The sequence below is a fragment of the Phocaeicola salanitronis DSM 18170 genome (genome assembly GCF_000190575.1).
GTDB lineage: Bacteria > Bacteroidota > Bacteroidia > Bacteroidales > Bacteroidaceae > Phocaeicola > Phocaeicola salanitronis.
Window position 1 is genome coordinate 443,011 of the sequence record NC_015164.1, and the last position, 18,732, is coordinate 461,742.

Annotated in this window: 19 protein-coding genes; 1 reads left to right on the plus strand and 18 read right to left on the minus strand. The window is 54.5% G+C overall.

What is annotated here, in order from left to right:
* Positions 1-39: 39 nt before the first annotated feature.
* From BACSA_RS02035 to BACSA_RS02105, 16 genes are all read right to left on the minus strand, one after another.
* Positions 40-1,728 carry a zincin-like metallopeptidase domain-containing protein gene (locus BACSA_RS02035; RefSeq protein WP_013616463.1) on the minus strand — a complete coding sequence of 563 codons (1,689 nt, stop codon included), beginning with the start codon at positions 1,726-1,728 and terminating at the stop codon, positions 40-42.
* Positions 1,729-1,733: 5 nt separating this feature from the next.
* Positions 1,734-2,345 carry a hypothetical protein gene (locus BACSA_RS02040; protein ID WP_013616464.1) on the minus strand — a complete coding sequence of 204 codons (612 nt, stop codon included), beginning with the start codon at positions 2,343-2,345 and terminating at the stop codon, positions 1,734-1,736.
* An 82-nt stretch (positions 2,346-2,427) separates the two neighbouring features.
* Complete coding sequence (locus tag BACSA_RS20040) at positions 2,428-2,589, minus strand: hypothetical protein (protein WP_162612731.1); 162 nt, start codon at positions 2,587-2,589, stop codon at positions 2,428-2,430.
* A gap of 22 nt (positions 2,590-2,611) precedes the next feature.
* Positions 2,612-4,123: a glucosaminidase domain-containing protein gene (locus BACSA_RS02045; RefSeq protein ID WP_013616466.1), complete on the minus strand. Its 1,512-nt coding sequence runs from the start codon at positions 4,121-4,123 to the stop codon at positions 2,612-2,614.
* Positions 4,124-4,136: 13 nt separating this feature from the next.
* Positions 4,137-6,092, minus strand: a complete 1,956-nt coding sequence (locus BACSA_RS02050; protein WP_013616467.1) for a zincin-like metallopeptidase domain-containing protein — start codon at positions 6,090-6,092, stop codon at positions 4,137-4,139.
* A gap of 26 nt (positions 6,093-6,118) precedes the next feature.
* Positions 6,119-7,915, minus strand: coding sequence for a hypothetical protein (locus tag BACSA_RS02055; RefSeq protein WP_013616468.1), 1,797 nt, complete (start codon positions 7,913-7,915; stop codon positions 6,119-6,121).
* A 12-nt stretch (positions 7,916-7,927) separates the two neighbouring features.
* Positions 7,928-8,212 (minus strand): hypothetical protein, encoded by a 285-nt coding sequence (locus tag BACSA_RS02060; protein WP_013616469.1) that lies wholly within the window; start codon positions 8,210-8,212, stop codon positions 7,928-7,930.
* Positions 8,213-8,235: 23 nt separating this feature from the next.
* Positions 8,236-9,063 carry a M23 family metallopeptidase gene (locus BACSA_RS02065; protein WP_013616470.1) on the minus strand — a complete coding sequence of 276 codons (828 nt, stop codon included), beginning with the start codon at positions 9,061-9,063 and terminating at the stop codon, positions 8,236-8,238.
* Between the two features lie 20 nt (positions 9,064-9,083).
* Positions 9,084-9,752: a hypothetical protein gene (locus tag BACSA_RS02070; RefSeq protein ID WP_013616471.1), complete on the minus strand. Its 669-nt coding sequence runs from the start codon at positions 9,750-9,752 to the stop codon at positions 9,084-9,086.
* A 15-nt stretch (positions 9,753-9,767) separates the two neighbouring features.
* Positions 9,768-10,457 carry a hypothetical protein gene (locus BACSA_RS02075; RefSeq protein WP_013616472.1) on the minus strand — a complete coding sequence of 230 codons (690 nt, stop codon included), beginning with the start codon at positions 10,455-10,457 and terminating at the stop codon, positions 9,768-9,770.
* Positions 10,458-10,470: 13 nt separating this feature from the next.
* Entirely contained in the window at positions 10,471-11,166 is a 696-nt protein-coding gene (locus BACSA_RS02080) for a hypothetical protein (RefSeq protein ID WP_013616473.1), read from the minus strand.
* Positions 11,147-11,644, minus strand: coding sequence for a PH domain-containing protein (locus BACSA_RS02085; RefSeq protein ID WP_013616474.1), 498 nt, complete (start codon positions 11,642-11,644; stop codon positions 11,147-11,149). The genes BACSA_RS02080 and BACSA_RS02085 overlap by 20 nt, the downstream gene beginning before the upstream one ends.
* A complete protein-coding gene (locus BACSA_RS02090) occupies positions 11,641-13,029 on the minus strand; it encodes a toprim domain-containing protein (RefSeq protein ID WP_013616475.1) in 1,389 nt (462 codons plus the stop codon). Before BACSA_RS02090 ends, BACSA_RS02085 begins: the two co-directional genes overlap by 4 nt.
* A gap of 4 nt (positions 13,030-13,033) precedes the next feature.
* Complete coding sequence (locus tag BACSA_RS02095; protein ID WP_013616476.1) at positions 13,034-14,599, minus strand: hypothetical protein; 1,566 nt, start codon at positions 14,597-14,599, stop codon at positions 13,034-13,036.
* A gap of 30 nt (positions 14,600-14,629) precedes the next feature.
* Entirely contained in the window at positions 14,630-14,854 is a 225-nt protein-coding gene (locus BACSA_RS02100) for a hypothetical protein (protein ID WP_013616477.1), read from the minus strand.
* A gap of 20 nt (positions 14,855-14,874) precedes the next feature.
* A complete protein-coding gene (locus tag BACSA_RS02105) occupies positions 14,875-15,633 on the minus strand; it encodes a DUF4099 domain-containing protein (RefSeq protein ID WP_013616478.1) in 759 nt (252 codons plus the stop codon).
* Positions 15,634-15,853: 220 nt separating this feature from the next.
* Between BACSA_RS02105 and BACSA_RS02110 the strand changes: the two genes are divergently transcribed.
* Entirely contained in the window at positions 15,854-16,528 is a 675-nt protein-coding gene (locus BACSA_RS02110) for a M23 family metallopeptidase (protein WP_052306014.1), read from the plus strand.
* A 3-nt stretch (positions 16,529-16,531) separates the two neighbouring features.
* On the opposite strand, the gene BACSA_RS02115 is transcribed toward BACSA_RS02110, so the two are convergent.
* Together BACSA_RS02115 and BACSA_RS02120 are read right to left on the minus strand one after the other, a co-directional pair.
* The gene (locus tag BACSA_RS02115) at positions 16,532-17,362 is read right to left on the minus strand and encodes a phosphoribosyltransferase family protein (RefSeq protein WP_013616480.1); all 831 of its coding nucleotides are present in this window, start codon (positions 17,360-17,362) and stop codon (positions 16,532-16,534) included.
* The gene (locus BACSA_RS02120; protein WP_013616481.1) at positions 17,362-18,618 is read right to left on the minus strand and encodes an ATP-binding protein; all 1,257 of its coding nucleotides are present in this window, start codon (positions 18,616-18,618) and stop codon (positions 17,362-17,364) included. The genes BACSA_RS02115 and BACSA_RS02120 overlap by 1 nt, the downstream gene beginning before the upstream one ends.
* Positions 18,619-18,732 lie beyond the last annotated feature (114 nt).

Sequence of the window (18,732 nt, forward strand, 5' to 3'; positions counted from 1 at the left end):
CGGGGCTGGCATCCACACTGGCCCCGTGTTCCTTTTTGTCTATCGCCGCATTCCGCCGCCATATTCCGCCTCTTGTAGCTCCTCCCTGTATTCGTCGAGTTCGTTCAGCTTCTCGTTTACAGCCTGCAGGTTGGTATCGAGCGTCGAATTGTAGTCGTATGGGAAGCTGTGCCGCACGGCAAGACCCGCATTGCATACACTTCCCACATCGAGCGCATCCTTCTCCCTGTTGTACGTTGCATACAGAATATCTCCGCTCGGCATTTCGAATACCGGCATTCTCTGATGCGTCAGTTTGGCAAACTGTTCAACGACCATATCCTTGGCAAGCTCTTTCACATCCACGCTCGCACGGTCAATGCCGTAGCGGTTGATGTGGTCGCGTACCTCCTGCTCCGAGTATTTCAGCATCACCTCATAGGTGCCGCCCACGCTCCCGTTATACACGACGGCAAAGTCCTTATCCTCGACAAGCAGGTCATCGCCCCTGTGCTGCAAGGGAGTCTGGTAGGTGTATTGTTCATCCATGCCGTTCCCGTCATAATATTCCTTGGCGCAGGCCAGCAGCCCCTCATAGTCTCCTTTTTCCCTCAGTTCGTCAAGTTGGCTCCTGTCATCGGTGGTTTGCAGGTAAGCCACGGACGCATAGAATGTCTTTCCCTTTGGAGAGGTCCCGTTTGCTATCCGTTCCGTATTGTCTTCGTCCAGTCCCCTTGCAATCCTGTCCACCTTCTGCGTGATTATAGAGGATGCCTTTTTTACATCCATCAGGGTTGTCTTGATGAACTGCGGGGACTCTTTCAATGAGTCGAGCCATGATTTGAGGTAGGCGCAGCTGTCTTCCTTGATGTGTTTGGTCATGCCGTAACGCTGTGAGACCAATGCGCTGCCGAGTTCGGCCACCAGTTCCTCCCTGGCATATTCCTTTGAACCGAAGGCTGTCGGTTCGAGGCGGTCGAGCACGCCTTTCGCACCGGTGGAATGGGTCATCTCGTGGAACAGGGTGCCGTAGAACGCTTCCCCGTCCTTGAACTGCCTCTTTTCCGGCACTACGATTTCATTCTTCGTAATGGAATAGTACGCACTATCCTGATGCATGGGCCGTATGGGACAGATCCACAGGTTCTCGCTTATCATCCGGTCCACCGGCTCGAAGTCGAACTGTTCGCCTGCCTTGACTTCAGGACGGCCGTTTTCCTTTTCCAGCTTTTCCCACAATTCCGGACGCGCTTCCCGCAGGTTGGTCTGCTGTACGTTGAACACCCTGAAAACCTGCATCCTCGGATAGACATTGTACTCCTTCTTCTCATCCTCGGAGAGATTCTTGTAGTCGTCATACTTGATTTTCTCCTTCGTCTCCTTGTGTATGCAGGTGAAAGTGGTGAGCATCACCGGGAAGGATTTCTCGCCGCGCAGCACGGAGACCCTCGGCAGTTCCTGTCCGTCCTTTCCCGGCTTGTTCATCCGCTGCACGCAGTCGAAGGTACAGAAGCGGGGTATTTTGTATCCCTCTTTCTCGCAGTGCAGCATCAACATGAAGGCGTTCATGCCGTTGTATTCGCGTCCGGACAGGTTGCGCGGCCACTGCAATGCGCCTTCCGTGAACCAGGGCTTGCGCCAGTCCTCATTGATGCTTTCTATCTTTTCAATCATCATCTCGGCGAACAGGTCGAGAGCCTTTTCCTCGCTGTTCGGCCCGTCCGCGTTCTGTCGTCTGTAACCGGCCATATCCGTCATCTGTTATCGTTGCCGGCCTCCGGCACATACTGGTTGAGTTCTTCCACACGGCAGGAGATGTCCGGCTTGCCGTCGTATAGGGAGAGGGACATTTCTCCTTTCGCGTCCACCTTGACACCCGGCTGCAGCCACTCCTCCTTTTCCTTGCCGAAACAGAAGAAGCGCACCCATTGGTACTCGAACCCGTCATTGACCTTCTCCGTGCTGAACGCGGAGAACATCAGGTACGGCTTGCCGGTCTTGTCCTTGCGTTCCTCTATGTGCTTGCCGGTCTTTCCACGGAAGACCATCTGCCCCTTGACGGAATCCGTGTTCCCGGCATCGGAAAGATCTACGGAATCTGCCGACAGGTTGAAATAGAGCTTCTCGCCCCTGCGTTTCAGCAAAAGGGTGCCCGTGACCTTGGCACGGGAGCCGTACCGGTATTCATGGACGGTGTCCTGTCCTCCGTCTTTGCTGACACTGACTTCCATGTTCCCGTCATTCCCGTTCTTTCCGGGGATGGAGACCTGGAGAGGAAAACTTACGAACTCCTTGCCGTCCTTGCCTGTGCGGACGGAGGCGTCGCGGCTGATCGTGCCGCATAGGGTAACATTGCATTTTATCATCGCTTGTCTTTTTTTGATGTGTGACATTTCCACCGGAAAGCGGAAGCAGCCATGTTGAAGTTGAACCGAAAAAAGTCTGCCGCTAATCGGGCGCCCTGATACGGATGTAGATTATCCATGCGGCAAGCAGCACCTGTATCCCGATGATGACAAGCGCCGCCACCCATCCGAACAGCTTAAGGTACATGACGGTATGCAGCACGCACGAGGACAATCCGAGTACATAAACACATAATTGCATCATCACGCTTTTCATATTTTCATTGCTATCTTTTCAGTCCTTCTGTCTGTCCCTGCAGTTGTTCCATTCCCATCTCGAAGTTGCGGGAAGCCGTCTCGGAGAGGATGACCGTGTTGAGCAGTCCACTCACGCGCATCCGCCTGGTCTCTTCGGAGAGAGAACGGTTGTTCAGCGTGGCCGACAGGCGGCTGAGTTCGGCAGAGGAAAGCTCCCTCGACATCTGCATGTTTCCGTTGTCGGCATGAAGCACGGTCTTGCCGTTTTCGTTGATGGTCAGGGTGCAGCTTTTCATACCCGGCAACAGGGATTTGAGGTCGATTCTCCCGCTGTCCATCGCAGCGGACACTTCCGCTTTCTGCCTTTCCTCTTCCTTGTTGTCAATATGCACGGCCAGCAGCATCAGGGAGGTGAAGGCGGTCATGGCCATCTCCACGACAGGATCGCTGCATCCGGACAGGCCCACGCCGCTGTCCTCCGAGGAGAGCAGTTTTTTCATCCATCCTTCGGTGGTGAGCGGTTTTCCGTCCCTGGTGCTTTCCGTACTCCTGTATCTGGCGAGCAAGTCGTTGCCGTTGTGCAGCACCTGCTGCCGGATGCTGCCTTTCTGGGCGATCTCTGCGAGGTACGCCGCCGGGTCGATGTCCCGCTGCGTGCCGTCCGCATAGATGTTTTTTACCCCGAAATGCAGATGTTCGCCGCCCGTCTTTCCGAGCTGCTGCCCAGACTTGACAGTATCCCCGGCCTTGACGGAGACTTCGCCGAGGTGCATATAGGTACACTGCACCTTGCTGCCGTCTTTCCGGCTGTATTCCACGGTCACGGACTGCCCGCTACCGCTTCCTTTCACGGAGACGACCTTGCCTCCGTTTTCCGTGGCGAGGACAGCATCCCCGTCACACCGGATATCCATGCCTTTGTGGACTTTCTCGCCACCGTTGGCCATGCGGCCGTCCACACCGAACGGGGTGGTGACAAAAAGGAAATCCTTCCTTTCGACCGGAAAGGAATAGGCCGTGCTTTCAGATTCTCCCAAAGGGTTTTCCTCCACGCCGAAATGCCGTCCCTGTGCCGCCATCTCCTGCATGACCTGACGGTCATATCTGTCAAGGCCGTTCTGCTCGATGATTTTCTGCAGGTTAGCGGCATAGCCGCTTCCCGTGGCATATCCGGCCCGGGCGATGCCTTCCGTCCACCCCTTGTAGTCATCCGGCGACAGATTGAAGCAGGCGGCATAGCGGCTGTTTTCTTTCAGGAAACGGGAGTGGTGTTCGTAGGAGTCGCCTACGGAGTCATAGCTGCAGAACTTTTCGTTCGGACGGTCGTCTGAGTACAGGGCATACCGCCCGCCTTTGTCAATCCATGACGGCGTGGCCTTGATGCCGAAGTGGTTGTTCTCGTTCTGTGCCAGTTGGCTCTGGCCGTTGCTGCTTTCCAGTATGCCTTGTGCCAGCGTCACGGAGGCGGGAATACCGTACCGCCGCATCTGTTCCATCGCGTATCCGGCATATTTCTCTGCGTATTCTTGATTTTTGCTCATTTCTTATAAATCTTCATCGTTTCATTCCTGTTTTCTGTTCTTCCTGTTCACTCTGTTCCGGCTGCCTTTCGGCTGATGCCGCTGTTTCCACGGAATTGTCCCGTGCCTGTCCTTTGCGCAGCACATCGGCAAAGAGAGCGGCCGCCAGGTTCAGCTTGTAATCGTCCTTGTCCTCGGCAAGCCACATCCGCTGCCATTGCTGTTGCGTGACGCTTCTCGGTTCCGGCCTTCGCCCGTCGATGGTCGCCGCGCACAGGATGCCGTCCTGTTTCGTCTTGAACACACTGACGCGCTGGATCCGGCTCATGTCTATATCCTTCTCCCCGCAACTGAACAGGTCAACCTTCAGGTCGGGTTTTGTTTCCGCAAGGGCGTAATACTTGTGTGCCAGTTCCATGCGCACTTTGTCAATGTTGTTCATCGCCTGCTTGAGCGTGGAGAAGAACCGGTTCACGTCCTCCTTGTCCGGATAGACGCTGTAACCGTTCTCGTTCTCCGGCTTGATGTAGAGTGCCCAGCGGTTCTTGTTGTCCTGTATCATCTGCACCCGGTCGAAACTTACCTCGCAGGCCTGCTTCACCGCAGGAGCTACATCCAACGTGGACAGTTCCTGTATCTCCCAGTTTTTCAGCCGGGCCAGAGATACCTCCTTGCCGGAGAAATAACTGTCGTCGGGCCTGAATCCCAATGCCCCGTCCGGATTGAAGAATCTTATCTGCCCGAAGCCCTCTTTACGCAAGGCTCTTTCGATGCGGCTCTTGTTCATTCCCGGCACCTCGTTGTCCACTTCCGTCGAAGCACCGGCCGGCAGAACCACATCCGCCGTTTTCGCGGCGTTGTCCCTGACCACAATGATGGTTTTCTTGTCCTTGTCCGGATGGCGGGCTATCTCGTCCGCTATGGCATGGTGTTTCGGAAGTTCCGCCCTCATGTCTGATGTCTGTCTCCGGTTGCGGATGGTGGCGTATTCAATCTTCTCGCCGCGTTCCGCCTTGCGTATCACTTCAAGGGCGTTATTCACGTCGCTTTCGATGGCGGCCATCATGAGCGGATTCTCCTGAAGTTCCCTGTTCCAGTATTCCACCGTCTTCAGACTCTCTTCCGACAGTCTTGCCGGCAGGCCGAGTTCCAGCATCTTGATGCCGGAAGCCACTTCCACAATCAGCCGTTCCTGTTTCAATGCGTCCTCCGAGGGTGCCATGCCGTTTTTCATCACCATGCCTTCACGTGCCAGACGCTGCTGGTGACCGGTGGAGCTGACAATCTGCCGAAGGGTTTCCTGTATATAATCGTGATAGTGTTCGAAATTCCGCTGCCGGGGCATATAGACGGCATCCTTGTCCGTTTCGTAATGGGGCATTCCGCTGCCGTCGTAACGGACGGGGACAAGGCTGTCTTTCATCTTCAGCAGAAAATCATTGAAGCGGATATGCAGCTTCCGGTTGTTCGCTTCCGTATAGCCCCTTTCCGCCACACCGCCGTATTGCCTCAGTGCGGCTTCATAGGATGGTCTGTCCACATCCTGCAGGGTGGTCTGGTCTATGTTGAAGAGGGTGCGCACTTCCCGGTTATGCACGCCCTTGTAATGTTTCCTGTCCTGTTCGTCCAGTCCGAGATAGGCTGTGCGGCTGATGATCTCTTCCGGATTGTTCCGGTTGACATATCTGTTCCAGTTGTAGAAAAGGAAAGGCACGCCCCGCTCATGCTCCCGGACGGACATACCCATCGCTTTGGCTTCATTATAGTGAATGAAAAGATTTGACCCGCAGCCGTTCTTGTCCGAGTGCAAAGCCATGAAAAGGGCATTGAACGGACTGACGGACACGCCGCGCGGATGGAACTTGGGATAGCCTTTGCCGGATGCGTTCAGCCAATACCCGTTTGCGTTCGAGGCTCCGTTCAAGGCTTCGGAAAGCAAGTCTATCTGCTTCCTCTCTGCATTTTTCTCTATGGGTGATTTTTCTTTCATACTCCGTATGCTGTTTTAATGGTCGGTTATTGGATGCCCCGCGTCCGAACGATGGTTTCAGGACGGTTGTTGTCGTAATTCTGGGAAGCCATCTGATTCATCCGGTCACTTTGGGCAAGCACGGCGTTGGCCAGCGTGTTCAGCGGTAGGGCACCTTTCCTGTAGGCATCGGCCACCACCGGACTGAGCTGGACGGTGCACGGCACATGGTCTATCGTGGCCACCAGCGTACAGCCTTGCAGCACAGGATTGACGATGCGGGGATTGAGCGGTTCGTCGGGATAACGCTTGTACTCCGTTTCCCGGTTCCCGGCGGTCAGTCCTTCCGACCGCTTGCGTTCCAGTGCCTCATGCCCGGCCTTGTTCAGCAGGTTCGCCCCGCCCAGGCCGATAAGGAGCATCTTCAACAGCGGATTACGGACAAACAGGCCCGCCACGATGCTTGCCATCGGCAGCAGGTTGTCTTTCAGTCGCAAGGATTGTGTCTTTCCCGTGAATGCTCCCAACAGGATGTCCGGAAGCATGGCCATGATGTAACCGAGGTTGCCGGTGATTTCACCCAGCCCGTCCAGTCCCACTGACCGTAACAGCCCGTTCCAGCCGTTTTCGTTGCTTTGGATGGCTGATGCAGATGGATTCTCCTGCCCGACAGTCGCAGTTTCTTCGTCGCCGTGAATTTGGGTTTGTGATTCTGTCCTGTTTTCTTCCCTCGGTTCCTCTTGCACTACAGCCTGCCCGTTCTTGTCCTCCGCTTTCTGCCTTTCCAGATCCCGCAGGTAGGCTTCTTCCTGGCCGGGAGCTACAATCAACGGAACATCCTTGTATTTTTCCTTCCGGTCATGTTCTGTTGCCCCGAAATCGGGCCACCACTGTGTGTTTCCCACTTGCATCCATTTCGTGAAGTCAAATTCGCATACAGGTATTTTCTTGCGCAGCACATTGTTTGCAGCGGCAAGGGTGACGTTTTCTTGGGGAGAAATGGCTGCGGCTTCCTTCCGGAACGTGGTGAAAACATTGCCGTCAATGCCGAACACGCCCTTGCTGATGCACGTTTCCACCGTAGGGCCTTCCGGCTTGTCCTTATCGAGATGTCCGGCAACGGCGGAAACGGCGGCATCCGCTCCAATGAACTTGGCGAATGTCGTCCACGACCCAGCGCCGCCCAGCATGAGAGTGTCCACAGAAACCCCCAATGCCCAGGCTGCACCTTTCTCTACCTTGCCCGGACGGTAGGCTGCCTCTCCTCGGGCTTCTATCTCTTCGGCAAGCGGCGATCGACCCAACACCTGCGGCAGTCCCAGCAGGCTCGACTCCGCCGCCTTGCGGATGATGTATTCTGCGGACGATTTGGGCATCCGTTCCTTGACCAGCTTGTCTATCATCAGCTGCTCCACGCGGTAGTCCACATAGGCATAGGCAAGGTCACAGCCCAGTTCCTTCGACAGTTCGTCGTACCGCTCCCTGCCGATTTCCTGCACGACGGCATGACGCCATTGTCCGGCGATACAGGCAAGGTCATGCTGCATCTCGTCGGACGAGACGATTTTCTCCCGGCACATCGCGATGTAGTCCTCGGTGGTTTTCGAGTTCCATTCTCCCGTGACCTTGAGGGTCTGGTAAGGGTCGCCGAGCGGCTGACCCGCCGTCGCCATCATGCTGAGTATGCCGCCGATGGAGGTGGAGTATTCCTTCATCTCCTCGCCCTGTTTCTCGTTCAGGTACGCCTGCGTCTGTTTCATGACGGGAACTATGTGGCAGACGAAATAGTTGTCCATAAGGGATTCCGTCTCCGCAAACTGTCTGCTATGTTTTATTCCTTCCATTATGTTGTCATATCATATCAAGTTCACCTGTTTCAGTAACTGTTCCTTTGTCTGTTCGATGGCGTTGCGGTACACCTCCATCTGCTTGGGGAAGAACGCTTCGAGCCATGCGTCCTTTCCGATGCGGTCGTGGATGAAGTCCACGGCCTGTGTCCGCTCGATTTCCACCGATGCCTCGCCTTCCTCCCGGTTGTTGAACCAGGCTTTGGTCCACCACCGGATGCCGGCACGGTCGGGATAGACGGTGACCGCCCTCGGTATGTCGAAACTCTGGATGTCGATGTCCAGTTCCGCCAGCGGGTCGATGATGCCGCTGGAGGCTACTGCTTCGGCACGAAGTTTTTTTTTAAGTTCCCGCCGCCCATTGTCGAAAGGTACACCTCATGCCGCAGGGCGAGGTAGTTCAGGAAGTCCGCTATCAGCAGGTTCTGTACCTTGCACACCAGAGGCAACGCTTTCTGTCCCAGACCGAGCGGGTTTGCCATGCTCGGCATCCGCTCATAAAAATATGCTTTCATCGCACCGGTCGTGAAGATGTTGCGAAGCGATTGCTCCGTATGTTCCGGCACCGTGTATCTTCCCAGCCGAAGGTCATCCATGTAGAGCGGCAGGAAACGGAACATCAGCCGTTCTATTTCCTCCCTGTCCCGTTCATAGTCGGTTTCCGGTGCGCCATCGTAGAAGCCGTCAGCACTGTCGCCGCCCGCTTCCTGCATGGCCTTGATGTTGCCGTACAGCATGGCGAGGAACTCCAGCGGATCCATTTCCTCGCCTTTGAACTTGACCCCGACATGCAACAGGTCGCCGCTCATCGCTACCGTCTGCCCGGCTTTCACTTGCCTGCCGAATTGGGCGAACACATTGGACAGGTGTCCGTATGTCACTTCATATTGTCCGTAGCGGATGGTCTGGCAGATGCCGTATGTGGGGTCGTTGCCTACACCCGACACGACACCGCTGGCCACGGCGGATAACAGGTAACGCCGCACGCCGAAGTCGATGCCGTGGTGGAAAAATCTCTCGCCGCTCTCCGGATGGTTCTGCTCGCCGTAGCCGAGCGACAGGCTCACATCCCTGCCGTCAGGTTCTGCGAACGGCATGCAGTAGCCGCTGTCGGAGTGCAGTATCATTTCTTCGGTATATTTCATTTTCTCATTTGTTTGATGTCCTATCTTCTCATGCCACCGCCTTGCGCCTGTCCCTCTTCTGTGGAAAGGCCCTGTGCGGAATTTCTCTGTGCGCTCTCCGGAACTTCCGTGCGGACAAGCCCGGCATTGTTGCCGATGAGCATCATGCCCAGGAACAACCCGGCTATCTTGCCGAGCCAGCCGGTGCGCCCGAAGACCAGGAAGGCGGCGGCGATAAGTCCCGCTATGCTCAGCCCGGACACGTTACCGCGTCCGAGGTTGCTGAAAAAACCGCCGATCATGTTCCCAAGTCCGCCTCCGGTGGCCTGGCCTATGAAGTTCGACACTCCATTCAGGCTGGAGCTGATGCTTGCCGCCGCACCGCCCACCGCCTCGGCTGCTTCTCCGGCCTTTCCTTTCAGTTCTTGTATATCCTCCGTCGTACCGGCAAGGGCATTCGTGGCCGATTCGCCGATGACGGTATCGCCCACGATCCTCGCCACGCTCTTGTCCGTGGTCAGCTTCTCCCATGCCACATAACCGGCCGCACTGCCTATGGCGGCAGTCTTCATCGCCTGACCCGCTCCGCGCAGGGTCTGCGAGGGATGCAACACGGCTTGTCCCGCACTCCTCCCGGTGGCTGCGGCAGCTTTACCCGCGCTTCTGGCGGCTTTTCCGCCGGCTTTCAATAATGTGTCCCAGAATCCCATATCTGTTCTTTTTACTTAAGGTCTTACATTCTTTCCGTTCTGCTTCCATCTGCGTCGGGCGGCTTCCACGATGTCGCGTTTGTCCGCAACGGGGAGCGAACCGCCGTCAATCTCTATCCAGATGTCGCCCATCGTGGTGTATTTCACCGCTATGGTCAGGCGTTGCAGTTTCTTGTTCATCAATTTGAGTTTCGGACGGATGCCGAACACGACTTCCATCCGTTCTTTCTCCGTCATCTTGTTGTCCGACAAGCAGGCGGTACGGATGTCGTTCACGATTTCCACGCTGCCGAGTATCAGTTCCCGGTATATTTTGTTCCGGCGTGACGAGAGGGCGACTGCAAGGGCGTTGGACGGATGTCTCGCAAGCTGCCGCGAGAAGTCGCCTAAATTGTCCGTCAGCCGGCTTATCTCATGGTAGAAGCCGTAGGTCTGGGCAGCATAGCAGACAATCGAGCGGAACGAGTCCAGATAATTGTTGAATTCCCGCTGCAGGTCGGTGGTACCCTCTATCTCCTCCTTTGTCCAAATGTGACCGGTAGTCTGCAGTAGCATCACCTTTTCCTGGCTTTTCAGTTCTTTCTGCGCCTTGTCGGTATAGAGCAGGATCATGCCTGCCAGTACCGGGTCGTTCTGTGCCCGGACTTTCGGAGAAGCGGCACACAGCAGTAGAATACAGGTCAATGTCATCGTCAGCTTCTTCATCTTTTCATCCTTTTTAATGTGCGAGTGCGGCTGCCCTGCGCCATCGGGTCATGGCCAGCCGTGCCACCTCTCCATTATCACGGTCCAACATCCCGGCTGTCACATTGTTCCATACGTCGTTCAGCGTATAGTACCGTATGCTCAGGTAGAGCAGGTGCAGTTTCCGGCTGAAAGCCGACAGTTTGTCGTTCAACGCCCACAAGGTCTTGCTGCGTTCTGCGCCTGTCAGCATGTTTTCCGTGCCTCCTTTCGCCACGGCATCGTTCAGCAGCGTGAACACGGAGACCAGTTCCGTGGCCGTCTCAATATAGAGGTTGTTCATGCTCATGCTGGCGATGATGCCCTGCGGGTTGTTTTTGATGGCCTTGCCCAGTTTGCCGAGGGTGAGGAATATCCTCACGCCGTCGTTGTACAGGTGCGTGCAGGCTTTCAGTGACGAAGCGAAGCCGCTGGCCGTCTTGAGGTAGCTGTTGTATTCTTTCTCCCATTGATGTATCCGGTTGAACTCCGCAGCAATGCTGTTCTGCAGTACCGCCGTCTGGGTCTGTCCCTTTATCTGTTTGTCAATCTGGCCGTTTATCAGCTCGTTCCCTTCGGCAAGAGCCACCCACTCCAACGGGTTGGAGGCTGCTATCTGCGCCTGCGCGATATGTGGCAGGAAAAGGGCGAGCACGGCGGCAAGGATGATGCTAATGGTTCGTGATTTCATATATTCCCTTTTTTCGTTTGTTGTATTCCACCCGTCCCCGGATGAGCGGCACGATGTCGTCTTTCCGTCTCATGCCTGTAAGGTCGAGCCGGGGCGTGTTACGGTCCGTCGAGAAAATGCGCACCGTCTTCAGTCCGCAGAGCTGCTGCATCAGGCTCTGATGTTCCTGGAAGTCCACGATACGGTACAATTCCATATAGTCCACCTTTCGGACGAACACACCCTGTTCACAGACAAGCTGCTCGATGCCGATGTGGTAGTGTGTCCTGCACAGGTAGATGAAGCGGTACAGCAGGACAAGCGACAGGAAAAAGAAGACAGCAACCCCGGCAACCGGGTATGGCACGCCTTCCATGCCGCCGTAGATGCCACCGGCACAGCACACGGCAAGGGACGGCAGCTCGTCGATGAAGAACTGCATCTTGTGTGGTCTCAATACGAGACTTTCCGGCTGTGATATGGATGGTGTCGTTCTCATCGGTGGAAGCCTGTTTTTCGTTCCTGTTCCGTATCTTCTTCTCTGGGACGGTTCTCTCGGGTGGATGTTTCCTGTCTTATGCCTGCCAGTAGCTCGTCGTTCCAGTCCTTGCAGGGAGCTTTCGGCTCTTCCCGCACGAACCGGGTGTCATCCTTTTCGTCCAGACCGAGAAAATCCCGCAGCCCATTCCGGAAATCCCTGTATTGTCTGTTCATCAGGCTTTCCTGTTCCTTTATGTCATCCGGATGGCACAGCCCGCTTGAGCGCATGGACATGACCTCTTCCCATGCGGCTTCGTATTTCCCGTAACATGACCGCAGGGCATCGGGCAACAGATCGGCATTGCCTCCGTCAATACCGCCTCCGGCAGGTATGGTTTCAAGATAGGCTTTTCGCTCAGGCGTGGACTCGATGCCAGACTTGACTATCCGGTGTATCTCTTTCTTGAGATTGTCGGCGAACTCCCGGCCTGCCGCATCGGTGTCGAAACAGATATGCTGCCGGGCGGAACGGGTACGGGAGATTACCCCACGCATCTGCTCCACGGTAGGAGTTCCACCGGTGGAGACGAACACGGCTTTTCTCAAATCCTTGTTCTCTTTCTGGTGTAGCTGGTAGTAGGACATGGCATCATAGCCGCTCTCGAACCAGTAAATGTGGGTGGCATCACCCAGGGCTGTCCCGGCAGGACTGCCAATCCACAGTCCCTCGCTCGAATTGCTTCCTTCGGCCTTGCCTTTGTAGCTGCCGCTGCCGTCCATCCTTGCCCGGCCCCGTTCCTCGAATCCCACGACCTTTTCCGGCTCTTTGGGCAGGCGGAGCGGGAATGCAAGGTTGGTATAGGACGACCCGTCCGGCCTTTTCCGCGTGGCCAGACAGAAATCTCTATGAAAGGCATATTGGGTGTACAGGTCTATGCCCCTATGTTTGAAGAAAAAGTAGAATTTCTTCTGTGTCTCTTTGTCCTGGGGGTTGAACTTGTGGATGTCGTAGTCGTCTATATTGAAGGGCCTGATGTCCCGTCTGGGCTGTATGATGCGTGTCTCCCTCTCGGGGATGGGCTGGTTCAGCAGGCGGTTGCAAACGAGGTTCACCAGCCTGTCGCCGGATATGCCCGCCCGGTATTCAGCAAAGAACTGCGGATGTTCCTTGATGAAGGAGATGATGTTGTACAACTTTTGCTGGGGTGGCTGGAAGCAGCACTGGCCGTTGGCCGTGACGATGAATTTGTCACCGCGCACACGCCTGCCGTCGCTGTCTGTCCGGACGTATGACGGATAACGCAGGCCGTCCCGCCTGTTCAGCCTGTAGCCCGCGTCAATGAGCACGTCCTGTATGGTCAAGCGCCGCAGAAAGTCATCGTATGTCAATTCGTTTCCGTTCATAGGCCTACCTCCCCATACGCAAGTCACTTATCTCCCGGTTCATCTCGGCCTCGAAATTGCGTATCGCCACATCCCTTGGCGTGTCCACACCCGGTTTGAAATAAGGTCTGGGCGGACCGCCGAACCGTTCGCCGTAGAACTCCGGCGCATGATGACTGTGCTTTATCCCGTGTACGACACCGGTCGTGACGACGGCTCCGGCTGTCAGGGCGGCGAATATCTTCACACCGAGGTCTTTCCGGGCTTCGGGGCGCATCTTCATGTCCACTTCGCTGAATATCTTCGAAAAGAGCTTCATGCGGTGGTAGTCATCGACCGCCAGGAATTTGTCATAGTCCTTCTGGCTGATTTCGTGGCTGACGACCTGCCCGTCGATGACGGCGGTCATCCTGTACTTGCCCTCAGCCTCTGCCGGATGGACGGCTATCTCGCTTACTTCCACTTCGCGCCCATGACGTCCTTCCTTATACCAGCCCCGGTTCTCGTTGAGATAGTAGAGATCCCTGCCGTCAATCACGGCTCCTTCGGACATCTGTTCCTCGGCAAGTCCCTGTTGCGGTTGTTCTTCAAAAAGCGTTTGTTCCTGCTGTTGGTGCCGTGCCAGGTCTTCCTGCACTTCCGGATGCAGGCCGATACTGATGCGCCGGTCGCTGTCCAGGGCTTCCATCGTCACCTTGTCCCGGTAGTCCGCTGCGATGATGTTATTGAGAAGCTCGATGCGTTTCTCTACCGGATGTTCTTCAATGGAGTTGGAGGTCAGCACCGCCGTCTCTTCCGCTGTCAGGTCATAGACGAAATCGGCGGAAACCGACTCCGACTGCACGGTCAGCGTCCGCTGCTCCGCATCCACGATAAGGCCGTGCGAGGACAGGCACTCCTGCCATTTCTCGTTGGAGAAGTACACGGGCGAGCTGACCAGTTCCTTGTAGGGCTTGGCCGGCTCGCTGCTCCGTTCCCGGGTGACAAGCGGCGTGATAACGCTTTGCAGGTTCTGTAAGACATCCGCAGGTTGCGCCGCAATCTCCCTTTGACCGCCTTTATAATAGAATCCGTAGCCGCCGGACTGGAGTTCGCCCGGCTTCATCCGTCCGTCCCAGCGTTCGGCGACGACGGGACCGGGATAGAACAGCTGGCCGCCGACCCTGCGCAGGTGAAAGCCCCATTGCTGGCGAGGCGTCCATCCGAGGAACGGGGGTGGCAGCCCCCTCCACCCGGTGCGTCCGTATTCGCCGATACCGATGCGGTATCCGTGAAGTCCCATCGCGACACGGCCGTTGGCGTTCCGGGCGTGGACGAAATCTTTGGGCATATAAAAGTCATTGCCGACAATGCTGGTAAACACATTGTAGGCTTTCTTGTTGGCCGTATTCGTACCCCAGTCGGTCAGTGCCAGCATCTGCCGCTCCGTGATGGGATAGGCAAGCAAAGGCGAGTCATGCCCCTGCACGACCAGGCTGTAGCCTGCGCCGTCAGGCACGATATGGGCCTGCATACCGTTGCGCATCAGGATGTCGCGCATCTCCGGCTGCAGATCCATCGCCCGTGGGTTGGTATTCTTTCGTATCGCCATTGTCTGATGATTTGGATTGTCTGTGATAGATTAAGCGTCTCCGTTTTCGAGGGCATATTCAAGTTCCCTGTCCTTGAAATGGACAAACTCTTCCGCCGACGGGTCTCCGACTAAAAGGTCGTTTTCCTTGCAGTAAAGAAGATACTCCTCCTGCCATTCGGCCGAGTGGTGATTGACAAAATCGAGCCAGCCGTATTCGCCGCTCTCCAGTTTCTCTATAAGGATGTCCTCCGGATAATACTGTTCTTTGTGCATGGTCGTGACGGTTATAAGGGTTATTTGTGAAGGGCTGCGGCACGGTTGCGCTCGGCGCTTTTCTTCTGTTCGTTCCACATTTCTTCAGTATAGTCGTCTTCGGAGACATAATTGAGGTTGCCGTCATCGTCCATGACCCAGCACCCGTAGCAGCCGAAGGTGTATTTATCCCATTCCCGTCTGGTCTGCTCGCGCCATTTCTCTCCATCGCCGTGGCAGAAGCGGATACCCGTCCTTGTATTGAGGTCGATGCCCACGGTGACAGGCTCGTCATCAACGACAATGGTCAGCGGTTCTCCGTGTTGCAGGCTGTTGACCTCTGCCGTGCCGAGGTGAAGTTCCTCTGCGGCCACCTGCAGATTGCGCCCGATGATGGGGGTAGGCACGGAAAGCACCTGCTTCGTCTCCGGGTCTATCTGCACGAATGCCTTGCTGTGGCGTCCGTCGGAGGTCTCCACGTCAACGATGACAGCCTTGCCGTCGAGTAGCTGTTTCTGCTGCGCCTCGCTGTATTTCTCCAGCGGGGAGGATTTCAGCACCGGATAGAATACCACGTCCGCCTGACCGTCGTCCCTGCGGATAAAGGCGATGCGTGTGCGACTTTCAAAAGTCTCACCGTTCTCACCGGTCACCCGGACAGGAAGCACAGGCGAATGCTTTCCTTGGCAAATGTCCTCAAGGACATACATGGGGAGATCCTCTATCATTTCTTGTGTAAGCCCGAATTTGGACAGTGTTCCAAACGGCAGTTCCGTCAAATCAAATCGTACTTGCTTCATATTATAAAATCAAATTCTAAATCATACTTTGCAAAGATAGATTGAATTTATTGTGACAGGCAAATATATGGAATAATAAGTAGTTGAAATATACTATTTTTATGATTAGAATATGATTTCTGCTTAAAAATCATATTCTAAACAGTTAAATAATCATATTCATATAAGAAATGGATTAGGATATTTGCACAGGGTGGATACGCCTTGTTACCTTTGCGGCATGAAAACAAAAAAATGGATGATGCTGGCTGCCGGTGTCATTATGACCACGACACCGCTTTTTGCACAGTTCAATACGGTCATGCCCGGTAGGACGACAGGTGTATCGGAATCTGTATCGCTGAAAGACGACGATATGGGGAACCGGCAGGGAAAGGCTTTTATGGAAGGATGCCTGTCTGAGGAAAAAAGCGCACCGGCATCGTCAGGCGAAGCCGGAAAGGAGAAATGGGTGCAACGCTATCTGAGCGTGTGCTATCCGCTCCGTAAGATGAAGGTCAATTCGCCATACGGGTACCGGACGGACCCATTTACCGGAAAGAGGAAGTTCCACAACGGCATAGACCTGCACGCGCGGGGTGACAAGGTGCTGGCCATGATGGAGGGCACGGTGATCAAGGTCGGACAGGACAGGGCTTCGGGAAAATATGTGGTGTTGCGGCACGGTGAGTTCACCGTCAGCTACTGCCATCTCTCGCGGATACTGGTCGGCAAAGGGGCTGTTGTCCGTCCGAGGGATGCGGTCGGCATTACGGGAAACACGGGACGCAGCACCGGCGAGCATCTGCACATCACTTGCAGGCGCAACGGGAAGAGTGTGAATCCGGCTAAGATTTTCAATTACATCAAAACCACACGGGAGAAATGCCTGGCGGCATTGGCAGAAATGTCATAAGACCTATGGCTCGTGCGTGATGGCGCGGACGATATGTCCGCCCCATACATGGGCCTTTATCAGGAACAGCGGCGGAACCGTAACGGTCTTTCCGTAGAAGATGGCGGCCACCACTTCGCCGCCGCACCGCTCTATCTCTTCCTTGTAGTCGGTAAGGCTCTGGCCGCTCGTGAACACATCGTCCACGATGATGATTCTTTTTCCCTTGATGTCGCCTGTAATATTGTAGTTTCTTTCAAGGATGCGTTCGCTGCCCTTGCACTCGTGCAGGCTCTCGCGTTCACTGTGTACATCGACATCATACAGTCCGGAGGTGAGTTCCTTCCGGTGGGTCGTGATGTACCAGTCGAGCCGCTTGAACCGCTGGCCGTATTTTATCCAGTTGCTGCATGGCATGAACATGACATGACAGGAAGCGGTGTCCACCGGCAGGGCGGCCATACAAGCCTTGAAGAAGTCGATGCCGTGGTTCTCTCCCTCTTTGAAGGCATAGAGAGTACGGCAGAACCCACGCTGTTCTTCGTCAAGCAGCCTTTTGTAGCGTGACGGATAATAATGGCCGTAGAACGTCACGCTTATGCCACGGAAACGGAAAGGCTTGAGCGGATGCCTGTCCTCGTAAAAATCGGGATGGGCGAAGCAGAACATACGGCAGGCATCCCTGTGCCCGGCCATCACAGCCAGACGGCAGTGGCGGTCACGGTCCTCGGCTTTATCGGCGAGCAGGGCAGCGGCAAAAGCGGCTTCCCCGGCTTTCTTCCGCCAGTACCCGGCCAGACAGGACAAGCCTATCGCTATGCCGACCAGTATCAGGAAGAGCAGCCTCGGTTCCATTACAATTCAAGTGAATTGTCCTTCAGCAGGAAATCATAAATACTGATGGTTGTAATACCTACTTCATCTCTTGTTACAGGACTTTCTTCACCGATGACAATAATTTTCTTGAACGAATCGTCCACTTTCAGTAGGGATGCCCGTTCCTGTTTTATCTTCTCATCAGACTCCATTCGGTAAGCCGACTGTATGTAGTACCGCCTGCTTCCCAAGTTGCAGACGAAATCGACTTCAAGGCTGGAACGCTGCTGCCTGCCGTTTTCATCAGTCACAACAACCGGAACGGTACCTACATCCACATTGAACCCACGTATCCGTAATTCATTGTAAACCATATTCTCCATCAGATGACTCCTTTCTGATTGACGGAAATTGATGCGGGCGTTGCGCAATCCCAAATCCATGAAGTAATATTTGTAAGGGGAGTTGATATATCGCTTTCCTTTGATGTCATAGCGGGTGGACTTTTCAACCAAAAACGAATCGATCAGGTAATCGATATATTCTTTGACCGTATCATAAGAGATGCTTGACTTCTTCTCGCTCCGGAAAGTGTTCGCCAGTTTGTTCGGGTTTGTCAACGCTCCGATACCGGAAGCCATGATGTTGATAAGTTCCTCCAGGTCATCGTCCTTGCGTATCTCATAGCGGTCTTTGATGTCTTTGATATAGGTCTCGTCGAACAAGGATTTCAGGAATTTCGCTTTCTGTTCTTCCGTATTATATGACAATATCTGCGGAAGACCGCCATATAGCATATATTCATTGAAGCCGGCCTGGATACTGCCCGGATAAACAGACATGTATTCACCGAAACTCAAAGGGTACATTTTCACTTCAAAACCACGCCCCCTGAACTCTGTGGCTATATCCTTGGAGAGAAACTTTGCATTACTGCCTGTTACATACACATCTACATTCCGCATCCTTAAAAAGCCATTCAGGACATCCTCAAACTTATCGAGCATCTGTACCTCGTCAAGCAGAAGATAATACATGGCGTCATCCGCAATGCGGCTTTCCATGTATGCGTACAGATTATCGGGATTTCTCATTTCCCGATTCTTATAGTCTTCCAGATCCACTTTTATGATATGGTCTGAAGCAATGCCCTCATTTTCAAGCCATGAAGCGAATATCTCAAAAAGAAGATAGGACTTGCCGCATCTGCGCATACCCGTTATGACCTTGATCATACCGTTATGTCGCAGGGAAACAAGTTCATCCAAATATTTATTCCTTTCTATATGTGCCATGCTAATCGAATTTTATGTCAGTTTATGACCGGTTTTTCGACTACAAAAATAACTGTTTTCAATCGCACGGCAAAATCCTAATCGGAAAAACTGTCATTGATGACACATTTTTTG

Excerpts from the sequence above, each read along its gene's own strand:
- BACSA_RS02035 (WP_013616463.1), bottom strand. The coding sequence starts at position 1,728 with ATGGCCGGTTACAGACGACAGAACGCGGACGGGCCGAACAGCGAGGAA.
- BACSA_RS02040 (WP_013616464.1), bottom strand. The coding sequence starts at position 2,345 with ATGATAAAATGCAATGTTACCCTATGCGGCACGATCAGCCGCGACGCC.
- BACSA_RS20040 (WP_162612731.1), bottom strand. The coding sequence starts at position 2,589 with ATGATGCAATTATGTGTTTATGTACTCGGATTGTCCTCGTGCGTGCTG.
- BACSA_RS02045 (WP_013616466.1), bottom strand. The coding sequence starts at position 4,123 with ATGAGCAAAAATCAAGAATACGCAGAGAAATATGCCGGATACGCGATG.
- BACSA_RS02050 (WP_013616467.1), bottom strand. The coding sequence starts at position 6,092 with ATGAAAGAAAAATCACCCATAGAGAAAAATGCAGAGAGGAAGCAGATA.
- BACSA_RS02055 (WP_013616468.1), bottom strand. The coding sequence starts at position 7,915 with ATGGAAGGAATAAAACATAGCAGACAGTTTGCGGAGACGGAATCCCTT.
- BACSA_RS02065 (WP_013616470.1), bottom strand. The coding sequence starts at position 9,063 with ATGAAATATACCGAAGAAATGATACTGCACTCCGACAGCGGCTACTGC.
- BACSA_RS02070 (WP_013616471.1), bottom strand. The coding sequence starts at position 9,752 with ATGGGATTCTGGGACACATTATTGAAAGCCGGCGGAAAAGCCGCCAGA.
- BACSA_RS02075 (WP_013616472.1), bottom strand. The coding sequence starts at position 10,457 with ATGAAGAAGCTGACGATGACATTGACCTGTATTCTACTGCTGTGTGCC.
- BACSA_RS02080 (WP_013616473.1), bottom strand. The coding sequence starts at position 11,166 with ATGAAATCACGAACCATTAGCATCATCCTTGCCGCCGTGCTCGCCCTT.
- BACSA_RS02085 (WP_013616474.1), bottom strand. The coding sequence starts at position 11,644 with ATGAGAACGACACCATCCATATCACAGCCGGAAAGTCTCGTATTGAGA.
- BACSA_RS02090 (WP_013616475.1), bottom strand. The coding sequence starts at position 13,029 with ATGAACGGAAACGAATTGACATACGATGACTTTCTGCGGCGCTTGACC.
- BACSA_RS02095 (WP_013616476.1), bottom strand. The coding sequence starts at position 14,599 with ATGGCGATACGAAAGAATACCAACCCACGGGCGATGGATCTGCAGCCG.
- BACSA_RS02100 (WP_013616477.1), bottom strand. The coding sequence starts at position 14,854 with ATGCACAAAGAACAGTATTATCCGGAGGACATCCTTATAGAGAAACTG.
- BACSA_RS02105 (WP_013616478.1), bottom strand. The coding sequence starts at position 15,633 with ATGAAGCAAGTACGATTTGATTTGACGGAACTGCCGTTTGGAACACTG.
- BACSA_RS02110 (WP_052306014.1), top strand. The coding sequence starts at position 15,854 with ATGAAAACAAAAAAATGGATGATGCTGGCTGCCGGTGTCATTATGACC.
- BACSA_RS02115 (WP_013616480.1), bottom strand. The coding sequence starts at position 17,362 with ATGGAACCGAGGCTGCTCTTCCTGATACTGGTCGGCATAGCGATAGGC.
- BACSA_RS02120 (WP_013616481.1), bottom strand. The coding sequence starts at position 18,618 with ATGGCACATATAGAAAGGAATAAATATTTGGATGAACTTGTTTCCCTG.